Here is a 17,347-nt window from a genome sequence, read left to right on the forward strand (position 1 = left end):
ATACTGCCCGTTACTGCAATAGCAATCGGATGAACCCAACCTAAACTTTTAATAGATCTGGTCGTGAATCGGTGCAAACACCGGCCCGTAATCGTCGTTGAGTCAACCAACGAACGTTTAGCAAGACTTAGAGGACCGCGACACTGGTCCATCATGACGGCAACTATCCCTACGCGCTACAAGCACAACAGAATTGTGGGCATGGGTAAAAGACGGGCAAAATCAAGTCTTTATTCAACTATAGTCCCGATTCAGTCAGAAGATTGAATCTTAGATCTGACCCAAACATTTGCCTTCTGAAGCACATCATCATATTGTGCTGATCCCTTATTATCGTAGGACAGACTTAGTTCTTTAAGAAAATTGGTATATGATTCCTGAACTTCTTTTTCAGGAGTAATCCCAAATTGCTCTATTGGTAACCCTGTACTCGTGACCCTTTCCTGCCATGAAGAAATTTTAACCTCTACTCCATTCATCACAGGATAAAACACTGGGTTTCCGTCAGCGCCCATAGTTCTCGATCCAAATGTCTCCACATTCGGTGCCGCTTCCAGTTGTGCAATAAACATCTCGGCGGATGACCAATCTTCGCCGTTGATTAGAACCGCAGTGGGAACTGATATACGAGGTAATAACGGTTGCAGAATCTCTGGGATCCAAGGAACATTCGCACTTGGTCGACGTTCTAGGGCCGTCGTCGGTTTTGAATAGAAATGCTGCGCAAACCAACTTCCGGGAGCGGAATTGCCACCGCCGTTGTTTCGCAAATCAATAATAAGTCCCTTAGAGTGGACAATTTCATTCATGTGACTTTCAAGTTGCTGCCATAAATTGCTGTCCATGCTAGAGATTTTTAAGTATGTAATCCCACCACCCAGGCTACGAATATTGAATGCTGGAGAATTTCCAAACTGACTCATTACAACCGGATGTTGCTTAGCAAAATGATTCCATATTGCTTGTAGATGCGAATGATCGTATACAGGCAACGTCTCAGATAATACGTTGCCGCTCTTCGGGTTATATACGGTAATTTCCTCTGGTCTATCAGAGTTCTCTAGAAATACATCTCTAATTTGAAATCCTAGTGGTCGAAAGAAATCAGGCACCTGAGTGGACGGAACACCGATGCCGTCCATGAAGTTATTAATTGATACCCCGTTCGTTCCTAAAACAACCATCCCAGGTCGGATTTTTGACGCCTGAGGAGCCGCTACTACAACCAGTTGGTTGTCTACATATTGGGTGAGGATTGCTGGAGAATAATAGGGAGTAGAAGGTGCATTGACAAGACCACTGTGATAATCATGTAAGGTGAGTATCATCTCATTTATTTCTCCAAAAAACTTGCTCCATGTGTTAGCACGCAGTGCTTTTGGCTCATAAATGGTCTTCTCCTTCTTCCAGTTTACGACCTTAAAGGAGAAGCTAGGATAGTGCACACTAAACAATTTCCAAACTCGGTTGAATACCGCCCGTTTTTCGGCTACAGTTGGCTTTCCAACTGGCTTTAAGTTCAGTAGATTTATCGAAGCAGATGACGGTGTCGCTTCATGCTTGGTTTGGGGTGTTTGCGTTGAACTACCTGGAACAAAAAAACCACTTGAAACAATTAGAACCACTCCCAGTGTGGTAATGTATCGATTATGCAACTCCTCCACCCCCTGGCACAGCAGCATGTTATATATTAATGAATGCGATTTCATCCATATTAAACCTTTCTGCCCCATAGCGCAGGAACTGGGCAATCCCGACCGCTGCATATCCATGTAATCAGCGTTTGTTGCCCTTGTTCTACATTGCCTCTAAAGTGTTCATTTAGAAGAGAATGCACCTGTCGTTATTCCCTGTATCGCCCACATGTGGCTCTTTATAGTGGTGAGTGGTGGGGCAAGCAACAGTGTAATGGGTGTGCTTTGCTTTCCGAATGTTACTACCTCGTAAGTTCTAAATCCTTCCCCAACACTTTCTGCCTTCGTACCTGCCCTCACATATTTTCTGATTGCCTTCATTTCAGCAGGGGTAAAGCCATTCTTGGTCTCCGGAGTCATTAGTTCCTTTACGCTGTAAAGGCTGTTATCGTTCACTGCCTGACTGAACAATATTGCGACGTTGGTTGGGCTAGTTGGCTTTACTACACTCGACCCAGGAGTATAAGTAGCGAACCAAAAACCACCGACGCCTAGTACGAATCCCAATAGAACCCATAACACGTTTTTCAAATCCGACCACCCGCTTTCATGTCTCTTGGCATGCTTATCTCTTCATTTACGCCATCATCCATAGGACAAACTCTATACAACCGGTGCTGCACTCTTCTGCCCTATTTTGCAACAAGCTTTGTGTGTCGCCCGATGCAAATACATGCAGATTTGGGCGGAATCTATTGTGAGAGGTACGCCCCGTGAATTCGCAAGAATAAATCAATCATTTATAAAATGGCTTTCCGTCGAGAATTTGTTGCATGTATTTTTCAATTCTTGACTCCCTAGTTTTGGATTGTTTGGGGGCTGAAAAATAGATGATGTATGCCCGCTGCCTTCCTGGTGTCAATGCTTCAAAAGCAGTTTTCAAGGCAGGGATTTCATCGAGTTTCTTTTGGAACTCTTCAGGAATTGGTTCTGGATTCTTTTCAACATGCGGTTTCAAGCCAGATTTTTCAACTTCAATAGCTTCGTAAACGTAAGCTTTCAAGATAGGCTCCATCTCAACTATATCTCGAATGTTTGTGAACCGAATCTGCCGACCCGCCTGTGTATGTTCGATTAAAATACCGTTGGTATCTTTCAACAAAGAACCTTTGAAAAAGTTTATTGCGCAGTAGTCTTTAAATGCAGCCATTATAAGAACGTTCCGTTTCTGATACGTGTAACAAGGTTGAGACCACTTCAATTCTTCAGTCAGTCCACAATCTAAAAGAATCGCTCTAAGTTTCTTCAATTCTTCCTGCCAACTATGGACTTTGCAGTTGGGAGTACCGCCCAGCCTGCAACGCATACATCCTTCACTTAAATAGGCATCAATCTTTGGATTCGTTCTTTGGGGTGTCATCTATCTGTACCCCTCATTCATAACGCATCGAAGTGAATTCTTATTATTAGACATTCCTGCTTCGATTGCGCAAGAACTGCAGAGCTGGCTGTCTGTATAATAATACACCAGCCGTTCAACGATGACTCCTGCAGTTTCGCTCTCCGTATGCGACAGAAGAACCAGATCAGTGTTCTTTTCACGGCTCTCGTTGCAATAAAACATTTGATATACTTGTCCAACGGTCTGCTGCCGCCAAAATCGTCTTCATAAAGACCCGTTATTACAAACCCAGCGTCAATTTGACCTTGGATTTGGTCCTCTAATGTGTGTCCAATGCAGTTTCCTGCCCGAGAACGCCAGAACCCAGAGAATCCCTTAGTGTATATTTATATAGTGACAGGGACGAATCCTTCTTCGAAATCAGCCCCCATAAGGTCAATAACGATCCACTTAGTCATTTAGTGAAAATTAGTATAAATCTTCTCCGTGACCCAACCCATTTATAAAAAACGAGATGGTCTCTACTTCGTCATCAGACAGTTCACGTTCAAAACGGTTAGATAACTCTTTTATAATTGACGATTCGTCACTCTTAAACTCCTTCGTAAGGAGCGCCACATTCTTGACAACATCTAACTCATAGTTAAACTCCTGTTTGCTTAATGGGACATCATGGTGAGAATAAAAGATAAATTCTGCATCAAATTTTTCGAGTCGATCCACAAGATTCAGGGATTTCTCAACCGTGTAACTCAAAGCGTCAGGAGCAATAAGGGCACATATGCAATCACCAAGAAACAGAGTCTTTTCTTCAGGGATGTAAATGACACAGGAATCATCTGCATGATCTCCGCCCACATGTTCAATTAAGCAGGTGATTCCACCCAAATCCAGCTCAAGTCTTGTCTCAAACGTAATCTCAGGAAGACAAAGTTCAATATCTCGTTCATTCCCAAATTCTTTTCTTATTGCATCGACAGCAAACTGACTAATGGTCCTTTCCTTGAGTCCCCGTTCTAAATCACTATCGTACCAGGAAATCTGCTTCATGTTTTTCAATTCATTTCTTGTTTTCTGATGAGCAATGGTGGGCAATCCGACCTCACTTATACCAAATACATGATCCCAGTGATGATGCGTCAACGCTAACCAATCACCCTGGATGCCGACAGCCGATAGCTGTTCTCAAAATTGCTTAGCATGGTTTACCGAGTTACCAGCATCAATTAAAAGTGTTCTTTCCGAACCGCTAATTGCACCCAAGATTGGGCGGTCTGTTTCTTGTACTGGAGGCAGATATAGAATGCGATTTGATAACCTCTTTAATACTTGCATGTTTCACGCTCCCTAAATCTCATCAGGATACGCCTTTGCCCAATGGTATGGTTGAATCTCTTTCAGTGTCTTAAAAATCAACTCGCCGTTTTCCGTGTAGATTGCTGCCTTCACATCTTCTCCCCAGTAGAACAACCTCTCCTGGCAAATACCGCACGGAGTCAAAATCTTGAACTTCGAATTTTCATCGTCACGAACCACGCAAATGGAATGGGTCACTGGATCATTAAATTTATGAGCCTCCAGAATTGCTCCAGTCTCAATGCATACGTTGGTTGCATCAACAAGCACTTCGGGTGCGACACTTGTTAGAATCCGCCCACCCTTCGTATACATGGCTGCGGCACCGCCCCAACCATTCGGATACCTTGTCTTGATTAATTCAACTGCCGCATCGTGCAGTTTTCGTTCTATATCCATGAGGGTTCCTCCTGATTTCATTTTGAGTTTTCCTGCCCATTACCTGAGAGCCAGTGCCAAAATTAAATAATTGCCGTTACAACAGGTATCTTGAATGTAAGATACGACTCACTTTATTTCGCCAAAGAAAAACGGAATGATCAGAGAACTTTATTACAGGCGTTTCAGAGAGTCCATGGGTCTATCCAAGTCATGTGAATTGTATGTTTATCGATAGTATTTGAATGTTTATACAAGGTAAATCATGGTGGATGAAAATCGTCGAGTTGGTGCTAGATATAAATACGCCACGGAACCCTCTTTTGGTAGAATTAAGTCGACCAAAACCCATTCACAACAAAGGAGAAGCTCCATGGCGAAATCCAGTATATCACAACACGCGCAATCTGGTTTGGTTCCTTTCCCCTTGATTCCCCGTCAATGGGAACAGTATATGGATGTTCCGTTTGTTATCCCCGCACTGACTTTCCCTTGGGACATCTTCCGAAATATTGAGCAGGAATACTACTGGCATCTATATGACTCGTTGCGTGAGGAACGGATAAATCGGTCGGACGGAACCAGCAACGTCACCAACTCTGCTCTTGGGCTAGAACTCCCCACACCAATGGAACAGGCGGTTAATACGTCGACAGTCACGCGAAGTCGTTCAGGCCGCAAGCCTCACGACTTTATGCCTATGATGCGGGCGTTCGAGTTGGCCCGATTGCTATACGTTGAGAGCATGGCTGAGAGTGTCTACCTACAGGTTCGCTCCAACCCGTTGTTTGCTGAAGCTTGCGGGTTTACAGGCAAACTCCCCAGTTACCGCTCGTTTGCCCGCTTCGACGAAATCATGACAAACTTCGGATTATGGGATAAGGCTCGACGGCTGGTCGTTGCGTTCAACCTGAAGCAGGGTGTGTTAGAGGTTGAGGATACCTTGGTCGCCGATACAACGCATGTTGAAGCGGAGGCGACCTACGGAAAACAGATGAAAACCTGTCGCCACAAAGAAGACTGTGATTGCCCTGCCGTCCCCACGGACGATAACGTAGGCATTGTTCGTAAGAGTAACGCCGTATCCTACATTGGCCACAAAGTTTCGTTACTCAGTGGCGCCAAGGGACAACTTCCACTCACCCGAGAAGTGTGCAAGGGAGAGGAATACGATGCCTTTACCTTGCTACCTACACTTGAGCGATTCAAAGCTGAGTTTGAGGAACAGGTACAGTCTGTGCAATATGTACTTGCCGATGGGATTTACCAGAGTCCAAGGAACCAGCAGGCAACAAGGGATGTACTTGGGGCAAAACTGGTTGCTCCCATTAATCCCAGGGGTCGCCAGGACAAACCGAGCGATGTCCGTGGAATTGATATGATTGACCGCTACGGGGTGCCACATTGCATTGCTGGACACAAGATGGAGTTAAAAGGATCCGACCTCAAAAAGGAGCAGTACATATTCACGTGTCCAGTTCACAATCCTCAGGCGAAACAGAAAGGGCTTGTCTGCCCGCACCACAAACACATCCAGTGCTGTAGCGGTGCCACCCAGGGTCGGGTGCTTCGGGTTGATTTTGAGACAACACCTCAGGTTGACCCTGAGTTCCCACAGCACAGCCGTACATTCGATACGTTGTATGACGCCCGTACAGGGATTGAGCGAATTATTGGGATGCTGAAAGATGGATACAGTTTACGGCGTGTGCACAAACGTGGACGTAAGGCGGTAGAGGCTCACGTTGACCAGTGCATGCTCTGTATGCATGTGATGGCATACTGCGCCTACACTCAAACTGGAACAGTAAACCGCGGGTGGACACGAAGTCGACTGAAGCGGGCTCAATGACAACAGCCATCACAAAAACCTTGATTGGCAGACCTTATCCACAGTTTTCGTGCGTCCATTTTGCCAATGACGAACATATCCACAGTCATGGAGCAGAATCACAGTGAGTTTCCTCTAATTTTGGACGATTAGAGTTTACTTCTCGTTGCTCCGTTAGACCACGAAAGCAATTTTGGCATCGGCTCTGAAGATCCCTCTGTCACAGAAGGTTGGATAGTTATGCATTTAGGCAAATTCCTGAAACGTCACCCCGTGAACGGTTGCCCACTGTTTGAATTGAGTCCTTAGTGCAGAGTGCTCCGTCCTCCAGAGTCTAATACGTACAGGGTTCAATGGAAAATTAAAATAAATCTCAATGCTTATCTTTTTCCTTATTGACATTGAAATGGATTCTATTGAATCAATTGCATAGTGAATTGTTCCCACCCAGAGAGCCGTATCAGTGAGAGTGAGATAACACGGGAAGAGCCGATTCCACAGCCACGAACCAACAAACCAGCCTGCCACAACCCATAACAAGGCAATGATGACAACCAGCCACCAAGGACCTCTACGAAAAAGACCGCTGAATATAAACTCGCCAACCATAATCCCCAAAAAAGAAAACCAGTAGTTCTCACGTGTAATTCGAAACTTCACTGTATCACCCTTCGACTTTAGCTGCTCTTCCATTACCTTTATTGTACATTTCTTCGATTGACATCCTATAGCCGTCGCCGCTCCGATAACCGAGGTAAAACGGCTGATCTTTCATGAAGTCTCTATACGTATCGCAAAACCGAACGTAGTTTATGTGACTTACTCCATCGGGATCCGGGTCTTTAAAGTGCGTAAAACCCTTGGGAACCCCCATGATTCCATGTATATCAGGTGCAACACATCTAAGAATAGTCCATTTTTTGGATGCGGAGTTTGTCCACCAATAGGTACGCAATGCAGTAATGCATAATTCTCGATCCCAATTCCTCCTCGACACACACGGCATACTAATTCCACAAATCATACTATTTTGCTGATGAGATTCGCTGTTCAGTATATCTGCCCAATAGCGACCTTGCGGGTCCCCAACAGTAATGAATTTTCATGCAAGAACCGTGGCATCCAACTTCTTCAGTCCTTGCCCCTTTAACGCAGCAAGGAAATCATTTGCTAGGAATAGTACACTAAGTCCAGCACCCGCTGTCCAGCCCTCGGACCAATAATTAGATTGGTTTGAAATGATGCAAGGGCAAAGCAATTGGGCTCTTTCAAGAGTCGAACCCAAAACATTGGCGAGTTCTGTTGGGTAAGCTCGTTCAATGTCCTTTAATTTAGTTCTTGATCCCCGTAAATGGACTTTTTCTTCATACGTTAGAGGCAATTTCGGAGACGAACTTTCCAAATCCATTCACCTCCTTTAGCCCTTCATTTCAACATTGCACCCTTTTCGTCAAATGTAGCGTTCGGATTATACGCTACTTTCCATGCGTTGTTCTTAGGATCTACGAAACAACCACTTCTTTCACCCCAAAATCTATCGCTTGCAGGACGATTAACGTGAGCTCCTGCTGCCTCCGCTTCTGACAGCACAACATCCACTTGTTCACGTGTTTCTAAGTTTATAGCCAATGTAACACCCCTGAAAAACCCAGGGTCACTAGGAATCGTTGTTTCTGCGTCCTTGGACAACTCGTCAATCGACCAAATTGAAAACATACAGCCCGCGTTTTTGAACACTGAGTAGTTATCCGAACTCCAATCGGTTTCTTTCCAACCCAATCTCTTATAAAAAGATCGCAGTTTGGGTACATCCCATGCTCCAATAGTTACCAAAGTCACTCATTTCGGTAAATATCCCATTCGTGAATAAAAAATTACATCTCATCATGTACGTAACGAATAACTTCTGAAGCGAATTTTTGTGGTTCCTCAGCATGTGGAAAATGCCCGCTATTGTCGAACACGATGACATCTGTCTTTGGATTTCCTGTTATGTAAGCATGAATCTGGTCCAAACTCATGACATAATCAAATCTGCCTTTAAGGAGTAACGTGGATTGGGTTGGTATACTCCCTAAAAGAGAATCAAACACCTTTCCTTCATCAAACAATTTTTGCTGATGTGTGCCTGCCTTGCTCCATTCTTCGGACGATAAGGGAGACTGCTCTACAAGCTGTTCAAAAAAATCCTTATCGATGGCATGAACATATAGAGAGTTCCTATGCTCATCGAGTCCATTAGTCAACTCGGTAAATTCAAGCCATAATTCGGAAGCTGATTTGCTTGGGGAGGAAAATGCCAAATCCAAACATGCTTTTGCCATGTCTCGCTTCCCCAACTTGCTGTATTCCATGGTTGCCCCTTGTAAAAGAGACCTTTCAGACAGTCCCAAATGGAATGTCGCATTTTCAAAAATCAATTTGTCTACTGATGATGGATAAAGATTGGCGTACAATGCGCCCAAGTATCCGCCAAACGAATGTCCAAGAACTGACCAACTAGAAATTCCTAACGACTGTTTAATTTCTTCAATATCAGTCACCAGGTCATGCAAACCAAACTCATTGTTGTCCTTAATTTGAGGAGAACGAAGGACGCCTCGTTGGTCAACTGCAATTAACCGCACCTTGTCAGCCAATAGCTCCTTTTGAAACACAACGAAGTCATATGAGCCAGTTCCTGGACCGCCATGAAGGTAAAGTAGTGGAGGTACGGCTTTGTTCCCAACGTCCTCAACAAACAAGTGTGCATACTATCCCTCCTCGTTTTTCTGTCTGTAACGCTATTGAACGCTCACTGAATAAACGCTTGGTCTTCGAGTGCTATTTCTGCGCGACCATTTGTGCTACGCAGTTCACACACATGGAGAAGCCAGATCATAGAACATGGTTCCTTAGCATTTGTAGGTAGCGGATATCAACGTATGGACCCAAAAACTGCAGAAATAAAAGAGTTAGAAAAGAAAACATAGAAACTGGAAGCGGTAAATGATATTTTGAAAAAGGCACTTGCTTTTTTCGCAGAGAGCCAAAAGAAGTAGACAAACGAGAGCGATTTTCAGTTTATCAGGAAAGCCAATGCCCAGTTTGTGATATACGTGTGGAACAAGGCCCCAGGCAGCACAGAACGCGTACGATAGTAAATAGCCCAGAATAGCCACCCAGTAGGCATATACGGAAACATACAACATAACAACCATTGCCACCAAGAAAGCACGGCATGGCCAGCAACGATGCTTTGAGGAATGTGAGCAGCATCAAAGAAACCTATCATGATCCATGCAGCCAAGTATGGATTTCGAACCCACGCCAACAGTTGAGGAAACATATAACCTCTAAAATAAGTTTCTTCCATCAAACCATTGATAAAAAACTGCGACACAAAAATAACCAACACATCGACAAGATTACCATTCGGAAACGCTAAGTTTTTGACTGAAAACAACCGATCTTGAACGATAACTAAGAGCGTACTGACCAACACAAGTACCAAGGACAACAATCCAGTGGCCCATGATAGAGAGAAGGATTGAAGTCTCCAACCCTTTAGTTTCCATACGGCAATACTCACAAAAATCGCCGCCACGACTATCCCGAGCAGAGCGTTTATGAATCTCGCATTCGCAGCGAGGGACAACATAGGGAAAATCTTGGACTGCATCAGGGATTCCATGTAAGACGCCATATGAAACCATACTACGTATGCCACTCCGAACGTTAAAACAATTGACCCAAGCAAAATTCCAAAGTTTTGCCACGTTGCTCGTAACTTCGGTATTTCTCGATTGGGAATGAAGTTACGAAAGAGGAATAGGACGCCCACCAGTATGACGAACACAGCATAATTCCATAGAACGCTGATGTCCGTCATTCCGGTAGGTAATAGAAGCGTATAAAGTGGGCCGTGATATAGCCACAATGTGACTCCGAGGTACATCAAGAAACCGGTAACGAGAAGCAATCTATTCCAACCTCTTTTTTGTATCGGCATAAACCCTTCACCCTTTCATACGATTTAGGACTCCTTCACCTCATCCAGTCTCTATCAATTTCCGCCGTCTCGCTATGTATGTCCCAGATTCATACCGTGACAAGTCTGATTTCGAAACATGTTCACGATGAAAGAGCACAATTTACAAGCGACGTGAGTCAATTCAACGCCAACGATTGCGCCTCACGATTGACTTTATTTTCTGATAGATTTTTTTCTTGTATATGTCAGGAAAGATAAAACTATAGATATGAAATTACATAATTCGATTTCCCTTCTTCCATTAATCCCAAGGCAGCGATAGGAATGGGTAACAACATTAAAAAATATACTAACCTAACCATGTTGTTCGTTCCTTTTTTAGTTATAAATATTAGCTGTTTCCGCATAAATTGTTGCTTCTGGGGACGCGGTGTATAATATTGGAAAAACGCCCCGAGGAGCGGTTTGAGTGAGTTGGCTACATGTTTACGAAGACTTTGATGACCTAAGCGAAGCCGAGAAAATACAGTTGTTTGAGGCAATTAAGGATACGCTTTTTCCTGAGCAAAGGCTCAAGGTGGACAAAGTTGCCGAAGAAGTTCGAGACAGCCGATTCAGTTCAGGATTGGCATGTGTTCATTGTGGAAGCAAGACGGTTAAACGCAACGGCAAATACCGCTCTCGCCAAAGATACCTCTGCAAAGACTGCGGAAAGACCTTTAATGACCTGACATCAAGCCCACTGGCGGGTACTCATTATCCTGACAAATGGCTTAAGTTCATAGAGTACATGTTGGACGGCATGACGTTGCCCAAAATTGCAAACAGACTTCATATCCACGTTTCCACGGCTTTCTACTGGCGTCATAAGGTGCTGTACGCCCTTCGTTCGCTGGGTCATGACGCACTGAACGGCATCGTAGAATCAGACGAAACCTTCTTTTTGGAGTCTCACAAAGGACGTAGGCGTGTGACCTTTCGCAAACCAAGGAAACGTGGTGGCGTGGCAAAGAAGCGTGGTATAAGAAAAGAACAGGTGTGTGTACTCGTCGCAATGGATCGCAATGGAGACATCGTTTCGCAGAATGCAGGGAATGTTCGCATTACAGCCGTGGAGATCGATGCCGTGTTGGGCACACGACTTGCTCCAGGTTCATTGCTTTGTAAGGATTCAGCCAAGAATTATGTGGCGTTTGCAAAAATGAAGGGACTGCACCACGAAGTCATTACCGTCCATAAAGGTGTGTATGTCCGTAAGGGCATCTACCACGTCCAGCACGTCAACGCTTACCACAGACGGCTAAAAAAGTGGATGGAGCGGTTTCAGGGCGTTGCCACCAAGTATCTGGATAACTATCTGTTCTGGTTCCGTTTTTTAGAACGGTACAAGGAAATAACGCCATACGAGGCGAAACGGTCCATATTGAGGAATATGTCAAAGCGAGCATGTGGCGTTACGGTGGGATACCTACGAGCAGTGTAAGTTGACTGGATCTATCTAACAAAACAAGCAGAATTCCACAATAGCGCCCAAAACTGAATTTCCGAATGACATAATTGAAGATGAGCAGGAGGTTAGGTCATGGCAAAGAGAGTTGCGGCGATTTATGACGTTCATGGTAATGCCTCAGCGTTGGATGCTGTATTGTCGGATGCAGAAAAATGTGGTGTCGATACGATTGTATTCGGTGGTGACTTGGCTTGGGGACCGCAACCGAAGTTGGTTATGGAGCGGGTAATGTCCCTTAGTGGGAATATCCATTTCATAAAGGGGAACGCAGACAGAGAGGTTGGGGAACGCTATGGAGTTGAACAAGGACTTAACAATTGGATCGCAGAGATAAATCAATGGTGTTCTGATCAACTTACGGAGCAACAGATTGATTTTCTTAATAATCAACAAGAAAAAGTCACAATAAGCATCGATGGATTAGGTGAAGTCTTATTCGTTCACGGTTCGCCGAGAAGTGATGAGGAAGCCATTCGAAAAGATACGCCTCAAGATGAGATTGAACCGATGATTTCATCTGTTAGGGAACCTGTGATTGTTTGCGGTCACACGCACATCCAGTTTGATCGTACCGTATTTGGGAAACGAATAGTCAATGCAGGAAGTGTTGGACTTCAAAGAGCGGCTCGTGGAGCATGTTGGGCGTTGATTGGTCCTGAAGTGGATTTGCGTGAAACAAGATATGATTATCAGAAAGCCGCCAAACAAATTCTTGAATCTGGTGTTCCCATGGCGAGTGACTTTGCAGAACATGTGTTAAATCCCCCGACTGAGGGACCGTGATTTCTCTCCTGAACTGTTGCGGGATTCGTAAGTCCCTTATGTGCGGTCAATAACAACAATCTTTACGAGAACAGCCTAAATATTTAAATACATAGTATGCAACCCATTATATGGTACATTTTAAATTCACACAGCGAAATCGTAACTTTGTATTTTACAAACTAGTCACCAACCCACAAAACGTTGATTGTGAATGTGCCGTCAAGTGGTATAGATTGAGTTCAACCACATATTGCGTCTATATATGCACAACTGTCTAAAATGAATTTTCATAACATAATTGAAGGGCTGGTGCAACGACCATAAAAATTATTCTATCCTGCGTGCTTCCCTAAAGGAAGCAACATACTTTAATATACGAGGTCTTCGTAGTCAGTCTATTGAGCGGGCTCATGGCACCAGGATGGAACTACCTACCCTCGCCTGCCACCAAGGTGTCATTCGACAAAAACCCATTTTCATCCTTCTGCCGGTGTCACTCCAGCGGCATGGCGGTCTATTGACTTAATAACAAAGCCAGCAAGATTTTCTTTTTCTTACCCCGTCTAAGTTCGTATCGACTTTGGGGCAATCCTGCTGAGTAATCGCGTTGTATAGTTTTTTAATATTATTTTATTACTTAATATTGTATTTTTTACGAAAATGAGTCCGTATCAGCTGAAGAGTCTCGATCGAATATGGACGAACGGAAATAGAGGCTGTCACTACAGTCTCGCGGAATGACTGGATATTCGCATCGGTATCAAGGTTTAGATACCTGGAATCCCTTCTCTTGCAACCTACGAATCATGTCCGCTTCCCGACGTTCTTCACTACGTTGCCTGAAACTATCTAGATAATCTGGACCAAGCTCTGTATACCGTTCTTTACGATGCAGGATGTGGTACACAATCCGAAGCAGAGTATGAGCGAGAGCGACAAGCGCCTTCTTGACGCCCATCTTACGGACCCATAACCAATAACGGGCGGACAGGCGGGTATTTCTTGTTCGTGCTGCTGCCCAGGCACATTCGCAAAGCACTGCTTTTAGAGCACTGTTCCCGCTTCGGGACCGAACCCGTTTTTTTTACCTGCACTCTCATGATTTCCTGGGCTGAGTCCGGCCCATGCCGCCAATTGTTTGTCACCGCCGAACTGCTCCATGTCGGTACCCATCTCAGCCAAGATGATTGCTGCCGCATTTGCATTAATTCCGGGTACGGTCGTAATGAGTTCAAAAGCTTCCTGCTTATCCGCCATGTGAGCGCGTATCTCTTGCTCTACTTCCAGAATGGCCTTCTCAATGAATTGCAGGTGTTCATAGGAAAATCGCAGCATATCTCGGTGATGTCTCCGTAAGCGACCGTTCAGTGACTGCAGCAATTTGGCTGATTTATGCCGTAGTGCACCCTTCATCTCCGACTCCAGGAACTCCAATGTAATGACTTCGCCGTCCATAATCTTTTGTAGCAGAATTCGTCCGGATACCCCGAAGATATCCGACATATGCGTAGTCAGTTTAATGTTTGCATCCTGCAGGAGTCGATGAATTCGGTTTTTCTCGGAAGTAGCATCCTGTACGAGCTTCTTCCGGTACCGAGTCAGATCGCGCAGGTCCCGTGTTTCTTGAGAAGGGACGAAACTACCTTCAATGAGACCAGAGCGAAGGAGTTTGGCTATCCACTCTGCATCTTTCATGTCGGTCTTACGTCCAGGGAGGTTTTTGATGTGGTGCGCATTGGCGAGGAGCAATTCAAAATCAAAGGCTTCAAGCACGTTCCAGACGGGCTTCCAGTAGACCCCCGTGCTCTCCATAACGACATGCGTACAGCCACTCTCGTTGAGCCAATCTGCAAGCGCTAGTAGATCCTCAACCATCGTGCCAAACGTCCGGATTTCAGACTTGGGCGAGCGATCCAGTGGGCCTGTTAACACACAGGCGACTACAGATTCCTGGTGTACGTCCAGCCCAGCACACCGCTCAAGAATGGCTTCCTCTTAAGCCCCGAAATCAGGTTGGACAACCTCTCTAAAGTATAGGAGACTAGAAGCAACAGGAGGTTGTCTTTATGGAACGACGGAAATTTTCATCACAGTTCAAGCAACAGATCGTCCAGGAATGTCTGGAAACTGGTAGTCCTACTATTGTGGCAAGGAAGCACGATCTAAATGCCAATATGGTTGGTAGATGGACTCGTGAGTTTAAGAAGACAGGTATAACGCCTGGAAAATCAAAAGGTATACCAACACATGTCACTTCAGATGATTACCAACAGGTCGTTGAAGAGCGTTCAGAGTTGGCTTCTGAGAATGATAAATTACGAAAGGCATTAGCTGATCAGGCACTCGAAAATCACATTTTGCGTGACCTGTTAAAAAAAGCCAACCCTCACTTGCGGATAAAATAGCTATTGCACACAAGTGGATCACAGCCGGGTATTCAGTCACCATCGTGCTGCGCATCGTGGGGGTTTCTAGGTCCACCTATTACTATCAGCAGACACATGAACCACAGCCGAGAACGACTGCTGGAGGGCGTCCTGTAACCGAATATACCTATACACAAGATGGCAGCAAGGTAAGTGACGAGCAGGCCAAGGAATGGATTATGAATGAAATAGAAGGAGATGGTTTTGCCTATGGATATCTCAAGTTAACCTATTTATTAAAGAGAAAGTACCAGTTGGTTATCAACAAGAAAAAGGTATATCGGCTTTGCAAGGAATTGAAGATCCTTAAGCCACAACGCAAATTGAAGGAAAAGCATCCTCGGAAATTGGCTAGAAACCGAGATATCACGGGTCCGAATCAATTGTTCGAAGTGGATATTAAGTATGGCTATATTACGGGTGAAGATCGATTCTTCTTCGTGCTGTCGTATATTGATGTGTATGACAGACAAATTGTGGACTACCATATTGGGTTGCGCTGCGAGGCTACAGATGCTGCAAATACACTGAAAAGTGCGCTCTGGAAACGAAAATTATACGGGAAATCCGAGTTGCCTGTAATTCGTTCCGACAATGGGCCACAGTTTGTCAGTCACCTGTTTGAATCCACATGTGAACAACTTGGGCTGGAGCATGAGCGGATACCGCCAAAGACACCAAATATGAATGCTCATATCGAATCTTTTCACAGGATACTGGAAGATGACTGTTTTTCTCGCTTTGAATTTGAGAGTTATACACAGGCATATCGGGAAGTAGTTTCATTCATGGAATATTACAATGAAAGAAGGATGCATTCCAGCCTGCACTACTTATCGCCGGTCGAGTTTCACAAAAAGCATTGTGATACCGGATTAAAACCGAAAGAAAATGTGAAAGTCTAAGAAAACGCTAGAAAAAGAGAGCTATGTCCAACTTACGGGTGTCAATCCGCTTCCATCATGAATGACAACCTCCATCCCACAGAATGATGAATCCGAAGACAACCCGACATTGAAGATTTTTTACTCGGACTCTCGGTCCAATATCCTGTGCTTCGAGGGTTGTCCATTCAGTTTTTTTATCGGGGTCAAACCACCACAAAGCAGAACCGAACTGGTCGGATTCGTCTCCATTATGCGAGATTCTTAGCAAACAAAAAAGCCATGACCATTTTCATCATAGCCTGTGTCCCGAAGGGTCATGAGCGTTTTTTTTTAACAGGTCACGCAGGATGGCAATCTCCAGATCCTTGTCACCCAAGATCTTATTGAGCTTATCGTTCTCCGTCTCAAGCTCCTTTGTTCGTTTTTGAATCAAATCAATGTACTCTTGTTCATTAAAATCATCTTCGTGACCAAAGCTAACACGAAATGAATCTTTACGAAATTTGATAAAATTATCACTATCCAATTCAATATTTATAGTTCGAAACTTGATTCCCATGATAGAATCTACTCCTCGGTGTACTATTCACCAATGCTGCCCATATGCGCTATATCACTCTAACAAACGAGATGAAAATTTATGCATCGGTTCACGACCATGCAACTGCGTTGTCGCAGGATAAATCATTTAAACCCTGACTATTTGCGCCAATCATGTGGTAGTAACTCTTTTATCGTAACAACCGTATCCCTGTCTACCATAACCTCGGACTCTAAATTGTCTGCATGAAGTTGGCTGATGAATTCACGACAACGCCCACAAGGTGGCATGATATTGCCCCGCCTTCCGACAGCAATCATTTTCAGCACACGGTTTTCTCCATGAGTCACCATAGCAGCTGCGGCGGCATGCTCCGCACAAAATCCCATTGAACATGCGGTATCTATACAAACTCCCGTATATACGTTCCCGCTTTCCGTTAGGATTGCAGCTGCAACTGTTCCCGCTTGAGCATGTTCGGATAGTTCACGAGGGTTTAACACAGATACAGCCTTTTGATACAACTCCTCAAATCCCATATTTACCAAACTCCTCAGTCCATTTATCTAAATGTATCATGTTTATTAGAAAACCAATATAAGGATATAATTCTAGATAACGACATATCCCAGAAAATCCCTGTT

At 44.4% G+C, this 17,347-nt stretch carries 17 protein-coding genes and 1 pseudogene; 4 read left to right on the forward strand and 14 right to left on the reverse strand.

What is annotated here, in order from left to right; genetic code table 11:
- Positions 1-251: 251 nt before the first annotated feature.
- The 6 genes and pseudogenes from ACOJUR_RS00620 to ACOJUR_RS00645 form a co-directional block, all read right to left on the reverse strand.
- Positions 252-1,655, reverse strand: a complete 1,404-nt coding sequence (locus ACOJUR_RS00620) for a S41 family peptidase (protein WP_420948991.1) — start codon at positions 1,653-1,655, stop codon at positions 252-254.
- 162 nt (positions 1,656-1,817) lie between these two features.
- Positions 1,818-2,225: a hypothetical protein gene (locus ACOJUR_RS00625; RefSeq protein WP_420948992.1), complete on the reverse strand. Its 408-nt coding sequence runs from the start codon at positions 2,223-2,225 to the stop codon at positions 1,818-1,820.
- Positions 2,226-2,430: 205 nt separating this feature from the next.
- Positions 2,431-3,054: a YdeI/OmpD-associated family protein gene (locus ACOJUR_RS00630; RefSeq protein WP_420948993.1), complete on the reverse strand. Its 624-nt coding sequence runs from the start codon at positions 3,052-3,054 to the stop codon at positions 2,431-2,433.
- 176 nt (positions 3,055-3,230) lie between these two features.
- A pseudogene (locus ACOJUR_RS00635) lies at positions 3,231-3,365 on the reverse strand (SAM-dependent methyltransferase); the annotation flags it as partial.
- A 139-nt stretch (positions 3,366-3,504) separates the two neighbouring features.
- Entirely contained in the window at positions 3,505-4,179 is a 675-nt protein-coding gene (locus ACOJUR_RS00640) for an MBL fold metallo-hydrolase (protein ID WP_420948994.1), read from the reverse strand.
- A gap of 204 nt (positions 4,180-4,383) precedes the next feature.
- On the reverse strand, positions 4,384-4,791 hold the full coding sequence (locus tag ACOJUR_RS00645; RefSeq protein WP_420948995.1) for a cytidine deaminase: 408 nt from the start codon (positions 4,789-4,791) through the stop codon (positions 4,384-4,386).
- Positions 4,792-5,143: 352 nt separating this feature from the next.
- On the opposite strand from ACOJUR_RS00645, the gene ACOJUR_RS00650 reads away from it, so the two are divergent.
- A complete protein-coding gene (locus ACOJUR_RS00650) occupies positions 5,144-6,622 on the forward strand; it encodes a transposase (RefSeq protein ID WP_420948996.1) in 1,479 nt (492 codons plus the stop codon).
- Positions 6,623-7,703: 1,081 nt separating this feature from the next.
- On the opposite strand, the gene ACOJUR_RS00655 is transcribed toward ACOJUR_RS00650, so the two are convergent.
- The 4 genes from ACOJUR_RS00655 to ACOJUR_RS00670 form a co-directional block, all read right to left on the reverse strand.
- On the reverse strand, positions 7,704-8,003 hold the full coding sequence (locus ACOJUR_RS00655) for a hypothetical protein (RefSeq protein ID WP_420948997.1): 300 nt from the start codon (positions 8,001-8,003) through the stop codon (positions 7,704-7,706).
- Between the two features lie 23 nt (positions 8,004-8,026).
- Positions 8,027-8,440: a VOC family protein gene (locus tag ACOJUR_RS00660; protein ID WP_420948998.1), complete on the reverse strand. Its 414-nt coding sequence runs from the start codon at positions 8,438-8,440 to the stop codon at positions 8,027-8,029.
- A 35-nt stretch (positions 8,441-8,475) separates the two neighbouring features.
- Positions 8,476-9,345 carry an alpha/beta fold hydrolase gene (locus ACOJUR_RS00665; protein ID WP_420948999.1) on the reverse strand — a complete coding sequence of 290 codons (870 nt, stop codon included), beginning with the start codon at positions 9,343-9,345 and terminating at the stop codon, positions 8,476-8,478.
- Between the two features lie 314 nt (positions 9,346-9,659).
- Positions 9,660-10,592 carry a CPBP family glutamic-type intramembrane protease gene (locus ACOJUR_RS00670; protein WP_420949000.1) on the reverse strand — a complete coding sequence of 311 codons (933 nt, stop codon included), beginning with the start codon at positions 10,590-10,592 and terminating at the stop codon, positions 9,660-9,662.
- Positions 10,593-11,043: 451 nt separating this feature from the next.
- Between ACOJUR_RS00670 and ACOJUR_RS00675 the strand changes: the two genes are divergently transcribed.
- Both ACOJUR_RS00675 and ACOJUR_RS00680 read left to right on the forward strand, forming a co-directional pair.
- Positions 11,044-12,057, forward strand: coding sequence for an IS1595 family transposase (locus ACOJUR_RS00675; protein ID WP_420949001.1), 1,014 nt, complete (start codon positions 11,044-11,046; stop codon positions 12,055-12,057).
- Between the two features lie 99 nt (positions 12,058-12,156).
- Positions 12,157-12,867, forward strand: a complete 711-nt coding sequence (locus tag ACOJUR_RS00680; RefSeq protein ID WP_420949002.1) for a metallophosphoesterase family protein — start codon at positions 12,157-12,159, stop codon at positions 12,865-12,867.
- A 742-nt stretch (positions 12,868-13,609) separates the two neighbouring features.
- Here ACOJUR_RS00680 and ACOJUR_RS00685 read toward each other — a convergent pair.
- Together ACOJUR_RS00685 and ACOJUR_RS00690 are read right to left on the reverse strand one after the other, a co-directional pair.
- The gene (locus ACOJUR_RS00685; RefSeq protein ID WP_306955528.1) at positions 13,610-13,807 is read right to left on the reverse strand and encodes a hypothetical protein; all 198 of its coding nucleotides are present in this window, start codon (positions 13,805-13,807) and stop codon (positions 13,610-13,612) included.
- Between the two features lie 86 nt (positions 13,808-13,893).
- Positions 13,894-14,781 (reverse strand): IS110 family RNA-guided transposase, encoded by an 888-nt coding sequence (locus tag ACOJUR_RS00690; RefSeq protein ID WP_420949003.1) that lies wholly within the window; start codon positions 14,779-14,781, stop codon positions 13,894-13,896.
- A 134-nt stretch (positions 14,782-14,915) separates the two neighbouring features.
- Here ACOJUR_RS00690 and ACOJUR_RS00695 point away from each other — a divergent pair.
- Positions 14,916-16,180, forward strand: a protein-coding gene (locus ACOJUR_RS00695; RefSeq protein ID WP_420949004.1) for an IS3 family transposase whose coding sequence is annotated in 2 segments (ribosomal slippage) — positions 14,916-15,237 and positions 15,237-16,180 — 1,266 coding nt in all. Because the reading frame shifts where the segments join, the coding sequence is not laid out codon by codon here.
- A gap of 274 nt (positions 16,181-16,454) precedes the next feature.
- Here the strand turns inward: ACOJUR_RS00695 and ACOJUR_RS00700 are convergent.
- Positions 16,455-16,721, reverse strand: a complete 267-nt coding sequence (locus ACOJUR_RS00700; protein WP_420949005.1) for a hypothetical protein — start codon at positions 16,719-16,721, stop codon at positions 16,455-16,457.
- A gap of 140 nt (positions 16,722-16,861) precedes the next feature.
- Positions 16,862-17,242, reverse strand: a complete 381-nt coding sequence (locus ACOJUR_RS00705; protein WP_072875345.1) for a cytidine deaminase family protein — start codon at positions 17,240-17,242, stop codon at positions 16,862-16,864.
- Positions 17,243-17,347: the final 105 nt, after the last annotated feature.

This window comes from Alicyclobacillus tolerans (genome assembly GCF_048984885.1).
In the GTDB taxonomy this organism is placed as follows: Bacteria; Bacillota; Bacilli; order Alicyclobacillales; family Alicyclobacillaceae; genus Alicyclobacillus_I; species Alicyclobacillus_I tolerans.

Coding starts and splice junctions, on each gene's coding strand:
- ACOJUR_RS00670 (WP_420949000.1), bottom strand. CDS start 10,592: ATGCCGATACAAAAAAGAGGTTGGAATAGATTGCTTCTCGTTACCGGT.
- ACOJUR_RS00685 (WP_306955528.1), bottom strand. CDS start 13,807: ATGGGCGTCAAGAAGGCGCTTGTCGCTCTCGCTCATACTCTGCTTCGG.
- ACOJUR_RS00630 (WP_420948993.1), bottom strand. CDS start 3,054: ATGACACCCCAAAGAACGAATCCAAAGATTGATGCCTATTTAAGTGAA.
- ACOJUR_RS00680 (WP_420949002.1), top strand. CDS start 12,157: ATGGCAAAGAGAGTTGCGGCGATTTATGACGTTCATGGTAATGCCTCA.
- ACOJUR_RS00700 (WP_420949005.1), bottom strand. CDS start 16,721: ATGGGAATCAAGTTTCGAACTATAAATATTGAATTGGATAGTGATAAT.
- ACOJUR_RS00645 (WP_420948995.1), bottom strand. CDS start 4,791: ATGGATATAGAACGAAAACTGCACGATGCGGCAGTTGAATTAATCAAG.
- ACOJUR_RS00650 (WP_420948996.1), top strand. CDS start 5,144: ATGGCGAAATCCAGTATATCACAACACGCGCAATCTGGTTTGGTTCCT.
- ACOJUR_RS00705 (WP_072875345.1), bottom strand. CDS start 17,242: ATGGGATTTGAGGAGTTGTATCAAAAGGCTGTATCTGTGTTAAACCCT.